The organism is Dongia deserti (assembly GCF_003574735.1).
Taxonomy (GTDB): domain Bacteria; phylum Pseudomonadota; class Alphaproteobacteria; order Dongiales; family Dongiaceae; genus Dongia_A; species Dongia_A deserti.
The window spans coordinates 261,343-277,919 of sequence record NZ_QORW01000004.1 but is presented as its reverse complement, the minus strand read 5'-3'; the positions used below and the strand labels follow the sequence as shown (position 1 = coordinate 277,919).

Sequence of the window (16,577 nt, the reverse complement as noted above, 5' to 3'; positions counted from 1 at the left end):
CTATTTTCCTTCCTGTGAAATTGCACCGCCCCTATTGACGCGCACGCCGCCGCTCTCCCTATGGCCATACAACGACGACGTCGTGTGAATGGCCGAGACTGCGCGACTGGTCGCCACGTCGGTCGTGAAATTGAAAGGATCTTCGAACGCGTCGATTTCGTCTTGCGGCGTGTCTTCGACGATCATGCTCCGCAGGACCAGCGTCAGGCTGCCGAGCTTCGATGCTGTGAGCAGCTTCTCGGTATCGGACAGCGAGACCTCTAGCGTTGCGGTCTTGCCCACGTCGGCCGGGCCTTCCTCGGCTCTGCGGCCCAGCTTCTGATCGATTGCCAGGACCTTCACGTTGCGCAGGACGGTTTCGCTCGTAACCTTGAGTAATTCATCGCCGTCCGGCAGTGTCGCCGGCGTGCCTTGCGGCAGTTCCTTGCCGCTGCCATCAACGATCGTGAGTTTGTGCTCGATCGACAGGATCACGTCCACGTAGTCGCCCGGCGCAATGAAGCCGCCGGACGCGCTCGTGGCATTGATCGGGATCGAGACGGCACGCATGCCGGGCGAGACGACGGCAGAACCGATGCTGCGGTCACCGCGCTGGATCAGCTGATCCGGGCTGATCGGCTCGTTGGCAAGGATGCGGCGGCGGGCTACCGCACCGACAATCGCCGCGTCGGCGGGGCTCGACGATTGCGCGCCGTTTTCCACTGCGCCACTCGCCGACTTCTTGGTCGACGCATCACCTTCGCCCGTGCGCACGATCATGCCGACTTGCGTCGGCGGCACAGTGGCCGACGGCACGACGAACTCGCTTTCGTCGATCATCCGCTCAGTGATGAGCGCCTTCGGCCATTCGGCCCAGGTGACATCCTTCGTCGACAGAATTTCGCCGGGATTGATGGTGCGGCTCGCAACCAGGACCTTCGCACCACCCTTCGGCTTTTCCTCTTGAACGATGACAGGCTGCGCCTGGCGTTCGAGGAACACTTTGACCAGAAACGCCGCCGCGCCCGCGAGAACCAGCGCGACAACGGCGAGCATGATGACGGATGGCCTCATGGAAAACCGGCTCCTCTTCCCACGAAATTATGCAACGCGGACGTGTGCGAGTATCCGCAATCGTCCCGATGCTAGGCACCCATGGTGAAGGATTGGTAAATTCTGAAGGCGCTATTTGCGTTTTACTGAGCAGGGCAAGAACTTGCGGAAAATGCACTGCTGGAGAGTCGCGCCGTGCAGTTGCTCGAGCATGGCCACTCGAACCCGATAAAAACCCGCTCTAATTGAATCGCAGAATTCGTTCCTAGGTTGGCGGCGCTACTGCAGCCAGGACCAGAACGGCGTGAAGGGAGAGCGCATGCTCGTGACGAAGAAGTCCAAGCCGGCAATTGCGATCGCGACCCCGTAGGGAATGCGGTTTGGAACTTTTTGTCCTGACACATTGTCGGACGACAATGCGGCGGCATGAGGCGCATCGGACGGCGAAGCCGGGTCGCTTGCCAACACGGGACGCTGGCGTCGCCGCTTGAGCATCCACACAACGCCCAGCAATCCGCCCGCCGCGGTCATGACAAACAGAAAGCGCGGCAGAGCAGGGAGGCCGGTCCACAGCGCCATGGCCGCGATTAATTTGACATCGCCGCCACCGAACAATCCGAGCGCGAACAGGCCCGCACCCAACAGGAACATGCCCAGTCCGGCCAGCACAGACCATCCCATGGCACTCCATGTCATGTTGAAGATCGCGCCGATCGCGAAGGCGATCACGATCGCATAGACGAAGGTGTTCGGAATGCGATAGCGCCGAACGTCGCTGACACCGGCGGCAATCAGCAGAATGGCTGTCGCGGAGGCGGCGAGAACGTGGATCCAGTCGGCGTAGGTCATCGGGCCCTTCGGTCAAATCAGAGACAAGGTGTCTTCCGTGGTCAGCATCGCAGTGCGAGCAGACCGACGCAAGCACCCGATTCGAAGGCAGCGTGCACGAGCTCGTCGATCGAGCTCAGAGACGCAATGGGAGAGAAATGCACCCGCGCGGCGGAAAGCGTCGTCCTGGTCATCCACGGGGAGCATGTAGAAAATGGGCGGCGGGCGAGAGACTTCGGACCCACCGCCGAACGCGCACTAGTTCAGTGCACTATCGATGTTAGAACTGATGTAGTTGAAGGCGCCCGTCATCGCGTTTTCAACGGCCACGAGAGATGTGATGATGACGACGGAAATCAGACCAGCGATCAGACCGTATTCAACAGCCGTAGCGCCCAATTCGTCCTCACGAAGCCTTCGATAGAATCGGAGCATCGTCAGGTCTCCTGTGACTGCCGTATCGAATTGGTCCACCATCGGTGAACCCCCCGAAGAAGCCAAACGGCGGGCAGAGCGAACCCTCAGCCCGCCGTTCGTCAAGTACGTTCCCGCGTGTTAGTTGCTGGACACAACGTTTTCCAGCGCGCCCTCGATCTTCATGAACACCAAGTTCAGCGAGTTGCCAACGAGGGTAACGGCACCGATGATCACGACAGAAATCAGACCGGCGATCAGACCGTACTCGATGGCCGTGGCGCCGTTCTCGTCCTTACGCAACTTGCGAAAGAAGCGAAGCATCGTTAGTTCCTCCTAATCGACGTGGCGCCCCGACGGCGACCACTTCCCACTCCACCCATGCGGCATCGGATTGTTTGCCGCCGAATGTCACATGAGCTAATAAATCAACCAGCACGTTAACACAAGTAAAAATCCGAATTTGCCCGAAGATTTATTTTAGATAACTCAATCAAAAATATACTTTTACTATAATAATTCGACAAGAACAGTATTCGCTTGGGCTGTTCCATCGGCTCAAGGCTGCGATGAGTCCACGCCCGAGGCGCCGGGAACATGGCTGTTATAGGACCGAGAAATTAACGAACGGTGAAAGGCGGGCGGTCAATCGGTGCGCTCCGACACAGCTATATGTGCATAGTCCCCGGCGCCAGTTCCCAGCCGATGACCTAAAGTTTTAAGTAAATAGTGGCTAATATTTAAATAGCGCAAATATTCGAACGAAAGCATGCGGATGGCTGCCAGTCGTCGGATAAAGTGCTCGCAGCGCGCTAGGCGGGCATTGGTGGGAGTGTTTTCGGCCAAAGCACAGCTCGTGTCGCGGGCCGACCCACAAGCCGACCAGTGAATCGCCAGGGAGCCCAGGCGGCGGCGATGGAAACGTAGCCATCGAGCGCGTAATGCCATCCGAGATGCACCGACCCGATCAGGATGACGCCAAGGAAAGCTGCAACCGGCGATGGCGGCCAGCGTCCATAATAGGTCTGCAGCATGCGCGCGATCAGCCAAGTGGAGGCGACATGCATGCTCGGTGCAGCGGATATTCCGAGCCCAAGCCCGGTGTCGCTCTGCTGGTACAACAGGTCCTGGACACAGCGACCAATTTCGGCGGAGAGCCGACGCCCAGTACCAGCGTCGCCTGCACGGTATCGCGCAGGTACGCCATGAGCGGCGCATAGCTGTCCGGAGGATCCAGGCAACATGGTGCTGAGCGCGCATTCCCACTCCTCTACGGCTGTCCCGCCCGTGCTGTCTCCTGCAGCTTGACGCGGCGGAGGCGATGGTGATGAGTGCGGAGGAAACGCAGTCGGGCACGGACGACAGCAAAAAGGAAAGACAGGAATGGCAATCCTCTATGCGGATGACCCGGCCGATGCGGCCGCTTGGGCGGCGGCGATCCACGCGCTCGAGCCTCAGCTTGAGCTGCGCTTCTGGCCGGATTCGGGCGCCGCGGCGGAGATCGATTTCGCCATTGTCGGCGGACGGGCGCCGGGCGATCTGCGCGCTTTCCCCAATCTGAAGGCGATCCAGTCGACCTGGGCGGGAGTCAATCATCTGCTGATGGACGCCAATCTACCATCGGACCGGCCGCTGGCGCGCATGGTCGATCAAGGCCTCACTGTCAGCATGACGGAATTCGTTGTGCTCCATGTGCTGGACAGCGCGCGGGAAGGGCCCCGATTGCGCGCCGCCCAGCGCGCGCGGCAGTGGCTGGAGTTGAATCCGGTATCGCCCCGCACCATCACCGTTGCGATCCTCGGCCTCGGTACCCTGGGCGCGGATGCCGGCACGCGCCTCGCCGGGCTCGGGTTCAACGTGCGCGGCTGGAGCCGCAGCCGCAAAGAGATTGCCGGCATCCAGAGTTTCGCCGGCAGCGATGGATTGCGGGACTGCCTGGCTGGTGCGCACATCCTGGTCTGCCTGCTGCCGCTGACCGAGGGTACGCGCGGCATCCTCAACGGGGCGACCTTTGCGCCGCTGGCACGCGGTGCCGTGCTCGTGCACGCCGCGCGCGGCGCACATCTGGTCGAAGCAGATTTGTTGGCGGCACTCGACTCCGGCGGACTGTCGCGCGCGATCCTGGATGTCTTCGCGGCCGAACCGTTGCCCGGCGATCATCCGTTCTGGAAACATCCGCAGGTGACGGTCACGCCGCACGTCGCGGCAATCACGCGCCCGGGCACCGGTGCCGCCGACATCATCGAGAACTATCGCCGTGCGTTGGCCGGCGAGGCGCTCATCAACCAGGTGGATCGCACGAAGGGCTATTAGAGCGCGCTCAGCGCGGCCTGCGATAGCCCTCGGCCCGCGTGAGCATCATGGAGATGTGGTTTCGCCGGATCATGCCAAGGGCGTCGAAATCATTGACCGCGAGCGCGCGTAGCGACTCCTCGACCTCATAATAGAAGTATTGCACTTCCTGCCGCACGTCTGCCTTCGCCAGCCAGCCGTACCAGTAGCGGTCGGTCTGGGTGTAGAGCTGATCCTGGAACTGACGCAGGAAGGTGTTGCCGATGACGTTGTTGAGCCGCGTGAAGAAACGATCGCACAGATCGGCATACTCGCCGATCTCCGGCTCCTGATCCCCGGCGAGGATCTCGGCCAGCCGCTGCCTCACCGCGTGAAGCTCCGCCATGTCGTCTTTGGAGAGCGACCGCGGCGACAGTCGCCCGATCAACGTCGCGAGGGACATGCGCAATTCGTAGATGTCCTGCAGCTCCGCATCGTCGACCTCGGTCACCTGGATGCCGACGCCGTTCTTCACCTCCACCAGCCCCTCGACCGCCAGCCGGTGCAGCGCCTGACGCACTGGCGTGCGCGAGACCTCGAACTCCTCTGCGATCTCGGCCTCGGTCAGGCGAATACCAGGAGCATATTGGCGGGTTGCGATGCGCTGACGCAGAACGTCATAGACGCGCATGGAATTGTCGCCATGCCGCGCGGGTGCATGGCGCTGCGGCGTCACCGCCCGGCTGATCTCGCTGGCGGCTTCCGGCCCGGCAAGTCTGGTTCGGCGCTTAGAGCTCATGATATCCCGGCGGGGCTAGGTCCCGCCTCATCGGCTGTTCAGGGCCGCTCATACCAGGGCTTGGCGGCAGAAGCCAGAAATTAACCGATGGACTGGGACAATGGGCCCATGTCCACCGATCTGCGGCGGAGCGGGAACGAACGCTCGGCACAGCCCATCGCCGACCTATCGTCGATCCGGAGCGATGTGTTGCGCCGGTTTGTCGCATATTGGAGGGAGATTCGCGGCGTCCGCCGGATGCCGACGCGTCGCGATTTCGATCCGTTGGATGCGCGATTCGCCCTTGGCTATATCAGCCTGATCGAAGTTCATCGCGATCCTATGCGGTTCTATTTCCGCCTCGACGGCACCAACCAGGTAGAGCTGTTCGGCATCGATTGTACGCGCCGCTACCTGGATGAAGCGATGCCGTCGGAGCATGCGGCAATGGCCAGCATCTCCTATACCGACGTCGTCCAGCACGGCGAGCCGCGCTACCATCGGCGACAAATCGTCTTCCATGAGCGGTTGATTGATTGGGAGGTGGTGATCCTACCGTTCTCCAATGATGGCGAACGGGTCGATCGATTGATGACAGGAATTGTTCCAGATCAATCGTTATAGAGTTTCGGTAGGCTACAGTTTGACCTGTGCGGAATGTCACTTTCGGGAACGCCCAGGTGAGGGCATATTGGAGTGTGACTTTTGGTTTACGAGCGGGCCCAATCACTGATTTGTGTCTATCGGAGCTTGGCCGGTCCGCCGATAGTGCTCGCGGGAATCGGGGCGCCCCGTTGGGATGCGTCCCGCCACAAGGAGAGAGGTTACAAATGAAGAGGCTTTTGACCTTGGCGGTGGCGATGGCGACCCTGGCGGGTTGTGCGCAGACCTACCAGCCGGTGGTCGATACCAAGGGCCACGATTCGGCCCGCTATCAGCAGGATCTGTTCGAGTGCCGCCAGTATGCGGAGCAGGTGAGCCCGGCCGGTGATGCCGCGGTCGGTGGTCTCGGCGGCGCAGCGGCTGGTGCGGCCTTGGGCGCCATTACGGGCGCGCTGGTCGGCGGCGTCGGCGCTGGTGAGGCCGCGGCCGTCGGTGCGGCCACCGGTGGCGCGGTCGGCGTCGGTGCCGGCGCCTATAGCGGCGTCAACGAGCAGCAGCGCATCATCGACAACTGCATGCGCGGCCGCGGCTACAACGTCCTCAACTAGACGGCAGCTCGTTTAAGTGCACAGCCCCGGTCGCAGGCAGCGGCCGGGGTTTTTCTGTGACCAAACTGGGCCTCTGTTGATCGCAGTTGCGGCGGTTCTGCGTTTCTGTATGTTCCGGCCCAACTGAGCCGGAGCATTTGCCAGATGGACCTTTCCAAGATCAAGACGGGCGAGAATCCGCCTTACGACGTTAACGTGGTGATCGAGATTCCGCTTGGTGGAAATCCGGTCAAGTACGAGCTCGATAAGGTGTCCGGCGCCATGTATGTGGACCGGTTCCTCTACACGGCCATGTTCTATCCCGGCAATTACGGCTTCATCCCGCACACGCTGGCCGCGGACGGCGACCCTATGGATGTCATCGTGCTCGGCCCGACCGCGGTGGTGCCGGGTGCCGTCGTCCGTTCACGCCCCGTCGGAGCGCTGCTCATGGAGGATGAAGCCGGCGGCGACGAGAAGATCATCGCCGTGCCGGTGGACAAGCTGCATCCCTATTATGCCAATGTCGGATCGTACCGCGATCTGCCGGACGTACTGCGGGAACAGGTGGCGCACTTCTTCGCGCACTACAAGGATCTTGAAAAAGGCAAGTGGGTGAAGGTGACGCGCTGGGCCGAGCCGGAGGAAGCCTGCGAGCTGATCCGGCAATCGATCGCCAATTACGGCAAGGAGTGATCCTTGCTGCCGCGCGGGTCGGTCAAGGCGCTCTCGGATTTTCTCCGCAAGGCGGCGCAGGCGGAGCGTGCGGATGTCGGCCTCGAGCGTGCGCTTCCCGGCGATGCGGGACGTGCGCACTATCTGATCTCGGTGGAATTTCTCGGCGGTCCTTTGACCGGGCGGCACGCGCTGGTCGTGCGGGGGCAGAGCGATGATCGCGGCTCCATGCTCACCGGCGCCGAAGAATTCGCCATTCGTCGCGTCGCGTTCGGCGCGGGCCTGACGACTCCCGAACCGCTCTGGCTCGAAGCGAACGGTGACGCGCTGGGCTGGCCGTTCATGGTGTTGCGCCACGCGGCGGGCACGGTAGACGCGGCTGCGCTGCAAAGCGAGCTGTCGATGGAAGAGGGCGACCGCCTCGCTTATCGTCTGGGCCAGGAATTGGCGCGGCTGCATCGGATTACGCTTGAAAAGGCGCCGGCGGAGATCGCCTTCCTGCCGCATCCCGACGCGGACTGGGCGCGACGGCGCGCCGCAGAATGGCACGCGGCATTGGACGATATTGGAACGCCACAGCCTTGCTTCGAATGGGCGATCAACTGGTTCCTCGACCATGCGCCCGGTATCGAGGGTTTTGCGCTGTGTCATCGCGACCTGCGCCTTGGCAATTTTGTCGCCGACGGCGAGCAGCTGGTCGGCATTCTCGATCTGGAGCAGGTGCGCTGGAGCGATCCGATGGAGGATCTGGGCTGGCTGTGCGCACGCGGCGCGCGCCACGGCCTGCCGGACCGCGAAGCCGGCGGCATCGGCAGTCGCGAAGCGCTCTATGACGGCTACAAGGATGTTGCCGGACACGAGGTCGATGATCGCCGCGTGCGCTTCTGGGAGATTGCAGCCGCGATCCGCCAGGGCATCGCGGCGCTGCAGCGCGCCGCACGGCCCGCCGGCGATGCGGAGCAGGGGCTTGCGGCCATGCTGACGGGCCTGCGATCGCTCGAGGCCGAATATGATCTGCTGCTCGAGATCGAGCACTATGCAGCGGAGGCCGCGTGATGGCGAATAGCCCACTCCTGCCATATGGCCCGGCCGAGCTGCTCGAGCGCGCAATCGAGACGCTGCGCGCACGTGCGCTGCCTGAGCTGAAGGAAACGCCGGAGCATGAGGCGATGCTTGCGGCCGTTCATGCGCTCGCCATCGCGCAGGCGGAGCTCTCGAGCGACCCGGCCATCATGGGCCGCGAGTTGGCGGAAATCGAAGGTTTGCTCGGCCGCACGTTCGATGGTGATGCCATTGCCGCCCGACGCGCCCTCGCGGACGCCATCCGCGCACGCACCTTGCCAAGCGACGGCCCAACGCAAGTACGGCTGCGCGATCACCTGCTGAAAGCGACCGCCAACCGCTTGCGTCTTACCAATGCCAAATACATGACACGGCGGCAGCGCAGGGCGGAATCTTCCTACTGAAGGAACGGCGCAAGATGCCCAGTCATCGCAGAAGCTCCACCAGTACATCCGCCAGACGGTCGTAGCTCGCGCTCGCGCCGCTCTCCATGCCACCTTTCAGGAGCTTGTCGCGCGTCTCCCGTGAATCACAAAGCGTGGTGGAGGTGAAGGTGGTGATGCCGCCGCTCTCGGCGAGCGTGGTGGTCAGCACTAACTCGCCAGGAAGCCACGCCGCTTCCATGCGCTGGGTGTTGACGATCCTCTCCGGCCGCACGATCTCGCGATACAACCCGTTCATGGCAAATTCAGAGCCGTCCGGGCTACGCCACACGAAGCGATAGGCGCCGCCGACCTTCAGGTCGATCTCGCACACTGGCATCGAGGCGCCCACGTTGCCCAGCATCCAGCGCTTCACCAACTCCGGCTTGGTCAGGGCGTCGAACACCAGGTTGCGCGGCGCGTTGAAGGTGCGCGAGAGCACGATCTCGCGGTCGGAGGGCGTGGTCACGGTCAATGTCTTGGTCATAGGCGTTTTCCTTTGCGGGGGGCGGTCTTTTTCTCGGGCGCTTGCAGCTCCTCGAGCAGGGCATCGAGACGTTGGAAGTTCTCCTCCCAGATCCGGCGATAGTTCTCGAGCCATTCGCTGATATCGGCGAGGGGCTTGCCTTCGATGCGGCAGGGGCGACGCTGGGCGTCGCGCCCGCGGGAGATCAGGCCGGCGCGTTCCAAGACCTTGAGATGCTTGGAAATTGCCGGCTGACTCATGGCGAAGGGCTTGGCCAGTTCCAGCACCGAAGCTTCGCCCGTGGCGAGCCGGGCCAGGATCGCCCGCCGGGTGGGATCAGCGAGGGCGATGAAGGTGGCATTGAGGCGTTCGGATGAGGTCATTCCATAACCATATGGTTCTATAACGACCAGGTTATGCACAACTTCGAGCGTATCGTCAAGCCCGCGGCGCGTCCGACCTGGCGCAGCACCGGTGGTGCTGGCCACCTGGGCGATGCGGTCCCCTTTGCAGCTTGGACCGCGCTCGGCTATTGATTGAATTGAGCGGTCGTCATTGGGAGGCGCGCCGCATCGACCTGGGCCTTGCACCCGGAGTCCAACCAAAGAGGGATTGTCATGAAAGCGATGTTGAAAGGCGCCTTGGTCGCCCTTGGCCTTGCCGTGACCCTGGCAATGGGCCAGCAGGCCGCGAGTGCGGCGGAGAATTCGTTGCTGCACCAGATCCTGAACCGCGGCACGCTGCGCGTGGGCACAACCGGCGATTATCCGCCGTTCTCCGAGCTCGATCAGGCCACCAAGACCTACAAGGGTTATGAGATCGACGTGGTGACCGCGCTCGCCGCCGATCTCGGCGTGAAACTCGAGTTCGTGCCGACGAACTGGGATACGCTCGGCGCCGGCATCGCGGCGGACAAATATGATGTGGTCGCCTCCGGTGTCACCATGACTCTCGAGCGGCTGAAGAGCGTCGCCTTCTCGGATCCCTATCTCGATTCGCCGCTGGTGCCGCTTATCCTCAAGAAGGACGACGGCAAGTTCGCGAGCTGGCGCGCGATGGATCAGGAGGGAGTGAAGCTGGCGGTGATGGCGGGCACTTCGGCAGAGGAATCCGCCAAGAAGAACTTCACCAAGGCGGAGGTCGTGCCCATTACTGCACCCGCGCTCGACTACCAGGAGCTGCTCGCAGGCCGCGTCACGGCGGCGATCACCGATACGGTTTTCATCAAGAAGGCGTTGGCACAGTACGAGAGGGAATTCGCCGTCGTCGATCCCAGCCATCCAATCGAAGGCCAGCCTATCAGCATGATGACGCGGCAGGGCGACCAGGTCTGGCTCAATTGGGTCAACACCTGGATCAAGCTCCGGCAGCAATCCGGCTTCTTCGACAGCCTGTTCCAGAAGTGGATCGCGGGCTAACAAACACCCTCCCCCAATATGGGGGAGGGCTGGGGAGGGGGAAGCGAGCGAAGGCTCTTTCCCATCGTGCGCCGGCTTCCCCCTCCCTAACCCTCCCCCGTTTCGGGGGAGGGGATCATAATCCATCAATAGCGCTCCTTGCCTGTATCGCTCTCGTCCTAACCGGCTGCGGGAATTGGACGGTGCTCATGCCGACCAATCCCAATGGGCAGAAGTACCTTCTCTTCCTGCTGTCCGGCATCCCGCTGACCCTGCTGATCTCGTTCTATTCGATCATCTTCGGATCGATCATCGGCCTCGGCGGTGCCTTGATGCTGCGCAGCCGGCGCAAGGCACTGCGCTGGTTCGCGGCGGGCTATGTCGATCTGTTCCGCAAGATTCCGCTCTATGTGGTGCTGCTGTGGATCTATTTCGGCTTTCCGACCGCGCTGCGCGACCTGCCGGACGAGATCAAGACCATGCCGGTGATCTCGCTCTTTGCCAGCATGACGGCGGTCACGGCGGCGACCGTTGGCCTCTCGCTCAATGCCGGCGCCTTCCTGATTGAAGTGTTCCGCGCGGGTATCGAAAGCGTGTCGAAGGGCCAGATCGACGCGGCCTACAGCTTCGGGATGTCACGGGCGCTCGCCATGCGCCGCGTCGTGCTGCCGCAGGCGCTGCGCCGCATGCTGCCGCCGACCGTCAATCAGTACATTTCCGTCGTGAAGGATTCATCGCTTGCCGGCGCGATCGGCGTGCTGGAGATCACGCGGCAAGCGACGCTGCTGCAGACGCAGATCCTGCACGCAATGGAGATCTATACGTTCCTCGGCCTGCAGTACTTCGTCATCCTGACGCTGCTGACCTGGCTGTCGCGCTGTCTGGAGCGGAGGTTTCCGCAATATAGTTGACGTGCGAGAGGTCAACCCGTCCGGTGGGAAGTCTATCTAAGCGCATCCAGAGAATGCGCTTAGCTGACCTGCAGCACCTCATCCGCACTGCGGGTCAGGCCGTGGAGGGAGGAGCGCAAGAGCTCGCACCGCACCGTCTCCGGGTGCTGCAGCAATTGCGCGACGCCATCGTGCATCGCGTAGAACCGCACCAGGCGGGTCGCAATCTCGCCAGGCAAGAGGTCCAGCCGATCGGCATTGGCGCCATAGACCGTCGCGCGCGGCAAACCGAGCAGGCCCAGGTGCGAGCCCGGGATCGGCAGGTCCTGGACCAGACTCCTTGTCCCGTCGTACTGCTCCTGTGCTGAATCGCGGATCGCGGCGACCTCGGCCAGGAGCGTGGCCGCGAGTACGTGGCCGTCGGCCGCACCCTCTACGTCCGGTGTGACATCGCGCCTTCGCGCAAGCAGCACCAGCGCGATCAGGCCCAGCACCGCAATAAGGCCGAGCAGCGGCGCCTGCTCGATCCACTTCGGAACGGCGCTTTGCAATGGCGTGGGCTGCGGCGGGGTAGGCGCTGTAGCGTCGCGCGGCGCCCAGACACCGAGCTTGCGCGCGCGGGCGTCGGCCTCCTCGGTGTCGTAGCGCGCGGCCAGTTCCCGTTCCGCCGCGGTCGGCGCCGCGCCGACGCGATAGACCGAGGCGAGGCCCTGCGCCAGCAGCTCGGATGCGACATCAGTGCCGTCGATCGCGCAGATCGCGACCATTTGGCCGTGCGCGTTGCGATCCACTTCCGTGCACGTCACGCGCTGGCCTCCGGCGAGCGCGTCCAGATAGAGCCGTGCATCGGGCCCGAGATTGGAACTGATGTCCGGCGCGGCGATGCCGAACAGGCGGATGAGGCTGTCACCGACCCGGAGCTCGTCGCCGTCGATCACCGTCGCCATGCCATGGATCGTTTGGCCAGCAACGCGTGTCATTGGGGCGGTAGCGACGTCCCCTACCGGCACCGCGGGCGGTGCTGGGGCAACATTGCTCTGAGCGACGACACCGGCACTGGATGTGCAGAGCACGACGATGGCAATGGCGCAAATCGAGGGTCCGTTCATGGTCGCCTCACGCGTGACGCAGCTTGGTAGCCAAACGAATCCGGTGGCGTCAAACCATCTGTCTGACTGCCACCGGGCGATCCCGCCACGAGAGGGCACACCGGCCCTGGAACCCTTCCACACCGCGACGGTTTAGAACACCATCCGCGCCCCCGCGCCGCGTCCGCTCGGATTAGGGTCGCATAGCGTCGAGAACTACGTCACGAATGACAGCGCGCATCCGCAAGTTGCTCAGTGATCTCGGGGAGGCATTTTGGGTATTGCCCGCACTGCTCGTGGCCGGCGGCGTGATCTTGGCAGTCTCCGCCCTTCGGGTCGATCGCGACAACATTGTCCCGCAGTGGCTGATCGAGAGCCGCTGGCTCTATGGGGGTGGGGCGGAAGGAGCCAGGACGCTGCTTGGAACGATCGCGGCGTCGACCATAGGTGTAACCGGAACGGTGTTCTCCATCACCGTTGCGGCGCTCTCGTTGGCCGTCGGACAGATGGGGCCACGATTGCTGCGAAACTTCACGCGCGATCGGGGCAACCAGATGACATTGGGCCTCTATCTTGGCACTTTCGCCTATTCGGTGATGGTGCTGCGAAGCATCCGTACGGCTGGTCAAGAGGACTTCGTTCCACATCTGGCGCTGAGCCTCTGCGTTGTTCTGGCGATCGCGTGTGTCGCGATGCTGGTTTACTTCATTGGGCATATCGCGGGCCGGATCAATGTGGATACCGTCATCGACCTCGTGAGCGAAGATGCCCGGGATACGGTCGGACGGGTCGCAACCGATGAGCTTCAGCCGACTGTCCAATCTGGCAACATGTTTTGTGAAGCGGTTCCGGTGCGCGACCCGCGGCGCGGCTATCTTCAGGAGCTTGACGCCGAGGGCCTCGCTGATTGGGCCGCCGAGCACAAGGTCGCGGTGTGCATGTTGGTGCGACCCGGAGATTTCGTGTTTCCCGGAACTCCGATTGCCATGCTGACTGCCGCCGTCGATGGCGCGGATACAGCCATTCGCGAGGCTACCGCGCTGGGTCGGCAACGAGGAAGCCCAACCGACTTGGAGTTTGCTGTGCGGCAGATGGTCGAGGTCGCCATTCGCGCATTGTCGCCGGGAGTGAACGACCCAAACACCGCGATCACTGTGCTAGATCGGCTGGGGGCGCTTTTGTGTGACATCGCACCACTACATCTCAAAACCGGAGTCCATGAGCGGAACGGTGTTCCTGTGCTGTTCGTGCCAGCGATCAAATACGACGAGCTGGTCGACGCGATGTTTGGAGTTATCCGCCGGCACTCAGCGGGGAACGCCGATCTGCTGATGCGCCTGCTCGAAGTGCTGAGCTCCGTACGCGGCTGCGAGCGGGATGCGATGCGGTTTGCCACGCTGCAACACCAAGCCAAGCTCGTTATGCACGATGCGGAGCGCTCGATCAGCAATCCGTCGGATCTTACTGAGGTGCGCAATCGCTATATGAGGTTCGAGCAGGGAGTGTGGAACGGCCGAGACGTCGAGCCTGCCAGAGGAATGCAGGAGAACGTGTCGGTTCCTTCGCAACAAACAGCACCGTCAAGAACGACGGGTAGGGTTTCTCGCCCGCAGGTCGTTGAGACCTCAACCGAGCCGTAGCCCAGCCAGCTTCCACAAGGCCTGGGCGTATTTCTCGGCGGTGCCCGCGATCACGTCAACGGGAAGGCGCGGCCCCGGTGCTTTTTTGTTCCAGTCCAGCGTCTCCAGATAGTCGCGCACGAACTGCTTGTCATAGCTGGGCGGACTGATGCCGGCGCGATAGTCGTCCGCCGGCCAGAAGCGCGAGGAATCCGGCGTTAGCATCTCGTCCATCACATAGAGCGTGCCGTCCGCATCGGTGCCGAACTCGAACTTGGTGTCGGCGATGATGATGCCGCGCGCGGCAGCATAGGTTGCCGCCCATTTGTAGATCCCTAAAGTCGCCGCGCGCACGCGCTCCGCGAGCTCGCCGCCGATCACGGCAACCACCGCGTCGAAGCTGACGTTCTCGTCGTGGTCGCCCACCGCCGCCTTGGTGGACGGCGTGAAGATCGGCTCAGGCAGCTGCTCGGCCTGGCGCAGGCCGGCTGGCAGCTTGATGCCGCAGAGCGTGCTGGTCGACTGGTAATCCTTCCAGCCGGAGCCGATGAGATAGCCGCGTGCGATGGCTTCGACCGGCAAGGGCTTGAGGCGCCGCGTTACGATGGCGCGCTTTGCATAGAGCGCCGCATCAACGCCCGGCGGGAGCACGTCTAGCACTGGCGTCGCAAGCAAATGATTGGGGATGATGTGCGCCGTCTTGCCGAACCAGAAGTTCGACATCTGGGTCAGCATCTCGCCCTTGCCGGGGATGGGATCGGGCAGCACGACGTCGAACGCCGACAGCCGGTCGGTGGCGACGATCAGCAGGCGGTTGCCTGGTAGGGCAAAGACATCACGCACCTTGCCGCGATGAATGAGATCAAGGCCGGGCAGGTCGGCCTGCAGAAGAGTGGTGGGCAAGGTAGAGGCTCCGACAGATGTTCGAACGTCTAGACGTTATGACCCCGGTATGAAGCCGGTGGTCCGCCCTTTCATGTCGAAGATAATCGAGGGTTGCTCGGACGGACCGAGCCGAGCCTCAGGCATGGAGGACGGACCATGGGGAAGTATAGCGAGGTGTACGTCGCGTTTGATACGGCGAAGCTGAAGCATTCGGTGGCAATTGCGGAAGGCGGGCGCCAGGGCGAGATCCGCTTTGTCGGCGAGATCGCGAACCAGCCGGCAACGATCCAGCGGCTGATCAGGAAGCTGGCCGGTCGCTACAGCCACCTGCAGGTATGTTTTGAAGCCGGCCCGACGGGCTTTGGCCTTTACCGTCAGATCCGAGCGTTGGGGCATGAGTGCCTGGTGGTAGCTCCGTCACTGATCCCGCGTCGGTCAGGCGACCGGGTGAAGACCAACCGACGGGATGCGATGACATTGGCCCGCCTGTTTCGGGCCGGCGAGCTGACGGGGGTCTGGGTACCCGACAGCGTCCACGAGGCGGTGCGCGATCTGGTGCGTGGTCGCCTGGCTGCGGCGGACGACCTTCGACGCAAGCGCCAGCAACTGCTGTCCTTCCTGTTGCGCCATGGCCGGATCTTCACGGGCGGAGATCACTGGACTCGCGCGCATCGACGCTGGCTGGCCGACCAGAGCTTCGAGCATCCGGCGCAGCAGATCGTCTTCCAGGACGGGGGTCGCTGCCATCGAGGATGCCATCGAACGACTGCGCCGGCTCGAGGACCAGCTCGCATCCATCGTGCCGAGTTGGTCCATGGCACCTGTGGTCGCTGCCTATCAGGCAATGCGCGGCGTGTCATTCCTGGTCGCGGTGACCTTCGCTGCCGAGATCGGTGACGTGCGCCGGTTCGACACACCACGACAGCTGATGTCATTCCTCGGTCTGGTTCCTGCTGAGCGCTCGACCGGCGATACGGTACGGCGCACCGGTCTCACTCTGGCCGGCAATCGGCGCACCCGCCGGGTGCTGGTGGAAGCGGCTTGGAGCTACCGTCATCCCGCTCGCGTCAGCAACACCCAACGGGCGCGGCTCGAAGCGATTCCCAAGGCAGTCCGCGACATCGCATGGAAGGCGCAAGTCAGGCTGTGCGGTCGGTATCGCCGGCTCAGCGCTGCCGGCAAGAGGCAGCCCGTCATCATCGCTGCTATCGCACGCGAGATGGCGGCGTTCCTATGGGCGATCGGCCGCCAGGTTACTCCAGTACCCTGACCTGGCCGCCGAGCTCATCATGTGCTGCTGCGCAGCGTTGGGGATGGAGCACGGAGGGGAACTCCCGGCGCTAGTTATGTGGCCGGGCCAAGCCCGACGCCCGTCATCTAGAACGAGGAAAGCCCCGAGACGTAGACACGCAAGGCGGTACCCAACCCGCGGATAAGAGCCTGATCAACCGTCGTCTCACGCTCCATCCCCAGCCTTGCGCAGCTTCCATATCCGTCGCCCCGACGGCGCCAACCAGCGCCGCCGAGCAAACGGTTTCACCTCAGCTCTTGACCGGGGAG

Annotated in this window: 19 protein-coding genes and 1 pseudogene; 10 read left to right on the top strand and 10 right to left on the bottom strand. The window is 62.9% G+C overall.

What is annotated here, in order from left to right; translation table 11 throughout:
* From cpaB to DTX69_RS30970, 5 genes are all read right to left on the bottom strand, one after another.
* On the bottom strand, positions 1-1,053 hold the full coding sequence (cpaB, locus tag DTX69_RS08225) for a Flp pilus assembly protein CpaB (RefSeq protein WP_119301039.1): 1,053 nt from the start codon (positions 1,051-1,053) through the stop codon (positions 1-3).
* 258 nt (positions 1,054-1,311) lie between these two features.
* Entirely contained in the window at positions 1,312-1,881 is a 570-nt protein-coding gene (locus DTX69_RS08220) for an A24 family peptidase (protein WP_119301038.1), read from the bottom strand.
* A 237-nt stretch (positions 1,882-2,118) separates the two neighbouring features.
* Positions 2,119-2,337 carry a Flp family type IVb pilin gene (locus DTX69_RS08215; RefSeq protein WP_284735627.1) on the bottom strand — a complete coding sequence of 73 codons (219 nt, stop codon included), beginning with the start codon at positions 2,335-2,337 and terminating at the stop codon, positions 2,119-2,121.
* Positions 2,338-2,415: 78 nt separating this feature from the next.
* Positions 2,416-2,598 (bottom strand): Flp family type IVb pilin, encoded by a 183-nt coding sequence (locus DTX69_RS08210; protein ID WP_119301037.1) that lies wholly within the window; start codon positions 2,596-2,598, stop codon positions 2,416-2,418.
* 488 nt (positions 2,599-3,086) lie between these two features.
* Positions 3,087-3,518: a phosphatase PAP2 family protein gene (locus tag DTX69_RS30970; RefSeq protein ID WP_119301036.1), complete on the bottom strand. Its 432-nt coding sequence runs from the start codon at positions 3,516-3,518 to the stop codon at positions 3,087-3,089.
* 139 nt (positions 3,519-3,657) lie between these two features.
* Between DTX69_RS30970 and DTX69_RS08200 the strand changes: the two genes are divergently transcribed.
* A complete protein-coding gene (locus DTX69_RS08200) occupies positions 3,658-4,587 on the top strand; it encodes a 2-hydroxyacid dehydrogenase (protein WP_119301035.1) in 930 nt (309 codons plus the stop codon).
* A gap of 7 nt (positions 4,588-4,594) precedes the next feature.
* On the opposite strand, the gene DTX69_RS08195 is transcribed toward DTX69_RS08200, so the two are convergent.
* On the bottom strand, positions 4,595-5,344 hold the full coding sequence (locus DTX69_RS08195) for a GntR family transcriptional regulator (protein WP_119301034.1): 750 nt from the start codon (positions 5,342-5,344) through the stop codon (positions 4,595-4,597).
* Between the two features lie 87 nt (positions 5,345-5,431).
* Here DTX69_RS08195 and DTX69_RS08190 point away from each other — a divergent pair, with 87 nt between their 5' ends.
* The 5 genes from DTX69_RS08190 to DTX69_RS08170 all read left to right on the top strand — a co-directional run bounded on the left by DTX69_RS08190 (position 5,432) and on the right by DTX69_RS08170 (position 8,654).
* Positions 5,432-5,947: a PAS domain-containing protein gene (locus tag DTX69_RS08190; RefSeq protein ID WP_119301033.1), complete on the top strand. Its 516-nt coding sequence runs from the start codon at positions 5,432-5,434 to the stop codon at positions 5,945-5,947.
* Between the two features lie 206 nt (positions 5,948-6,153).
* A complete protein-coding gene (locus tag DTX69_RS08185; RefSeq protein ID WP_119301032.1) occupies positions 6,154-6,534 on the top strand; it encodes a lipoprotein in 381 nt (126 codons plus the stop codon).
* 144 nt (positions 6,535-6,678) lie between these two features.
* Positions 6,679-7,209 (top strand): inorganic diphosphatase, encoded by a 531-nt coding sequence (gene ppa / locus DTX69_RS08180; RefSeq protein WP_119301031.1) that lies wholly within the window; start codon positions 6,679-6,681, stop codon positions 7,207-7,209.
* 3 nt (positions 7,210-7,212) lie between these two features.
* Positions 7,213-8,244 (top strand): phosphotransferase family protein, encoded by a 1,032-nt coding sequence (locus DTX69_RS08175; RefSeq protein WP_119301030.1) that lies wholly within the window; start codon positions 7,213-7,215, stop codon positions 8,242-8,244.
* Positions 8,244-8,654: a DUF6285 domain-containing protein gene (locus DTX69_RS08170; protein ID WP_119301029.1), complete on the top strand. Its 411-nt coding sequence runs from the start codon at positions 8,244-8,246 to the stop codon at positions 8,652-8,654. Before DTX69_RS08175 ends, DTX69_RS08170 begins: the two co-directional genes overlap by 1 nt.
* Before the next feature lie 22 nt (positions 8,655-8,676).
* Here the strand turns inward: DTX69_RS08170 and DTX69_RS08165 are convergent, their stop codons facing one another.
* On the bottom strand, positions 8,677-9,159 hold the full coding sequence (locus tag DTX69_RS08165; protein ID WP_119301028.1) for an SRPBCC family protein: 483 nt from the start codon (positions 9,157-9,159) through the stop codon (positions 8,677-8,679).
* On the bottom strand, positions 9,156-9,626 hold the full coding sequence (locus DTX69_RS08160; RefSeq protein ID WP_284735626.1) for an ArsR/SmtB family transcription factor: 471 nt from the start codon (positions 9,624-9,626) through the stop codon (positions 9,156-9,158). Before DTX69_RS08160 ends, DTX69_RS08165 begins: the two co-directional genes overlap by 4 nt.
* Before the next feature lie 129 nt (positions 9,627-9,755).
* Between DTX69_RS08160 and DTX69_RS08155 the strand changes: the two genes are divergently transcribed.
* Both DTX69_RS08155 and DTX69_RS08150 read left to right on the top strand, forming a co-directional pair.
* Positions 9,756-10,556, top strand: a complete 801-nt coding sequence (locus DTX69_RS08155) for an ABC transporter substrate-binding protein (protein ID WP_119301026.1) — start codon at positions 9,756-9,758, stop codon at positions 10,554-10,556.
* A 188-nt stretch (positions 10,557-10,744) separates the two neighbouring features.
* Positions 10,745-11,446, top strand: a complete 702-nt coding sequence (locus DTX69_RS08150) for an amino acid ABC transporter permease (RefSeq protein WP_119301025.1) — start codon at positions 10,745-10,747, stop codon at positions 11,444-11,446.
* A gap of 59 nt (positions 11,447-11,505) precedes the next feature.
* Here DTX69_RS08150 and DTX69_RS08145 read toward each other — a convergent pair whose 3' ends face one another.
* Positions 11,506-12,372: a thermonuclease family protein gene (locus DTX69_RS08145; protein ID WP_284735625.1), complete on the bottom strand. Its 867-nt coding sequence runs from the start codon at positions 12,370-12,372 to the stop codon at positions 11,506-11,508.
* Between the two features lie 368 nt (positions 12,373-12,740).
* Between DTX69_RS08145 and DTX69_RS08140 the strand changes: the two genes are divergently transcribed.
* A complete protein-coding gene (locus DTX69_RS08140) occupies positions 12,741-14,153 on the top strand; it encodes a DUF2254 domain-containing protein (protein ID WP_119301023.1) in 1,413 nt (470 codons plus the stop codon).
* On the opposite strand, the gene DTX69_RS08135 is transcribed toward DTX69_RS08140, so the two are convergent.
* Positions 14,139-15,035 carry a phosphoribosylaminoimidazolesuccinocarboxamide synthase gene (locus DTX69_RS08135; protein WP_119301022.1) on the bottom strand — a complete coding sequence of 299 codons (897 nt, stop codon included), beginning with the start codon at positions 15,033-15,035 and terminating at the stop codon, positions 14,139-14,141. The genes DTX69_RS08140 and DTX69_RS08135 overlap by 15 nt on opposite strands.
* A 138-nt stretch (positions 15,036-15,173) precedes the next feature.
* Here DTX69_RS08135 and DTX69_RS08130 point away from each other — a divergent pair.
* Positions 15,174-16,287: pseudogene (locus DTX69_RS08130) on the top strand (IS110 family RNA-guided transposase).
* Positions 16,288-16,577 lie beyond the last annotated feature (290 nt).

Coding starts and splice junctions, on each gene's coding strand:
- DTX69_RS08195 (WP_119301034.1), bottom strand. CDS start 5,344: ATGAGCTCTAAGCGCCGAACCAGACTTGCCGGGCCGGAAGCCGCCAGC.
- DTX69_RS08170 (WP_119301029.1), top strand. CDS start 8,244: ATGGCGAATAGCCCACTCCTGCCATATGGCCCGGCCGAGCTGCTCGAG.
- DTX69_RS08140 (WP_119301023.1), top strand. CDS start 12,741: ATGACAGCGCGCATCCGCAAGTTGCTCAGTGATCTCGGGGAGGCATTT.
- DTX69_RS08165 (WP_119301028.1), bottom strand. CDS start 9,159: ATGACCAAGACATTGACCGTGACCACGCCCTCCGACCGCGAGATCGTG.
- DTX69_RS08155 (WP_119301026.1), top strand. CDS start 9,756: ATGAAAGCGATGTTGAAAGGCGCCTTGGTCGCCCTTGGCCTTGCCGTG.
- DTX69_RS30970 (WP_119301036.1), bottom strand. CDS start 3,518: ATGTTGCCTGGATCCTCCGGACAGCTATGCGCCGCTCATGGCGTACCT.
- DTX69_RS08145 (WP_284735625.1), bottom strand. CDS start 12,372: ATGGCGACGGTGATCGACGGCGACGAGCTCCGGGTCGGTGACAGCCTC.
- cpaB (WP_119301039.1), bottom strand. CDS start 1,053: ATGAGGCCATCCGTCATCATGCTCGCCGTTGTCGCGCTGGTTCTCGCG.
- DTX69_RS08185 (WP_119301032.1), top strand. CDS start 6,154: ATGAAGAGGCTTTTGACCTTGGCGGTGGCGATGGCGACCCTGGCGGGT.
- DTX69_RS08220 (WP_119301038.1), bottom strand. CDS start 1,881: ATGACCTACGCCGACTGGATCCACGTTCTCGCCGCCTCCGCGACAGCC.
- DTX69_RS08190 (WP_119301033.1), top strand. CDS start 5,432: ATGGACTGGGACAATGGGCCCATGTCCACCGATCTGCGGCGGAGCGGG.
- DTX69_RS08215 (WP_284735627.1), bottom strand. CDS start 2,337: ATGGTGGACCAATTCGATACGGCAGTCACAGGAGACCTGACGATGCTC.
- DTX69_RS08210 (WP_119301037.1), bottom strand. CDS start 2,598: ATGCTTCGCTTCTTTCGCAAGTTGCGTAAGGACGAGAACGGCGCCACG.
- DTX69_RS08200 (WP_119301035.1), top strand. CDS start 3,658: ATGGCAATCCTCTATGCGGATGACCCGGCCGATGCGGCCGCTTGGGCG.
- DTX69_RS08150 (WP_119301025.1), top strand. CDS start 10,745: ATGCCGACCAATCCCAATGGGCAGAAGTACCTTCTCTTCCTGCTGTCC.
- ppa (WP_119301031.1), top strand. CDS start 6,679: ATGGACCTTTCCAAGATCAAGACGGGCGAGAATCCGCCTTACGACGTT.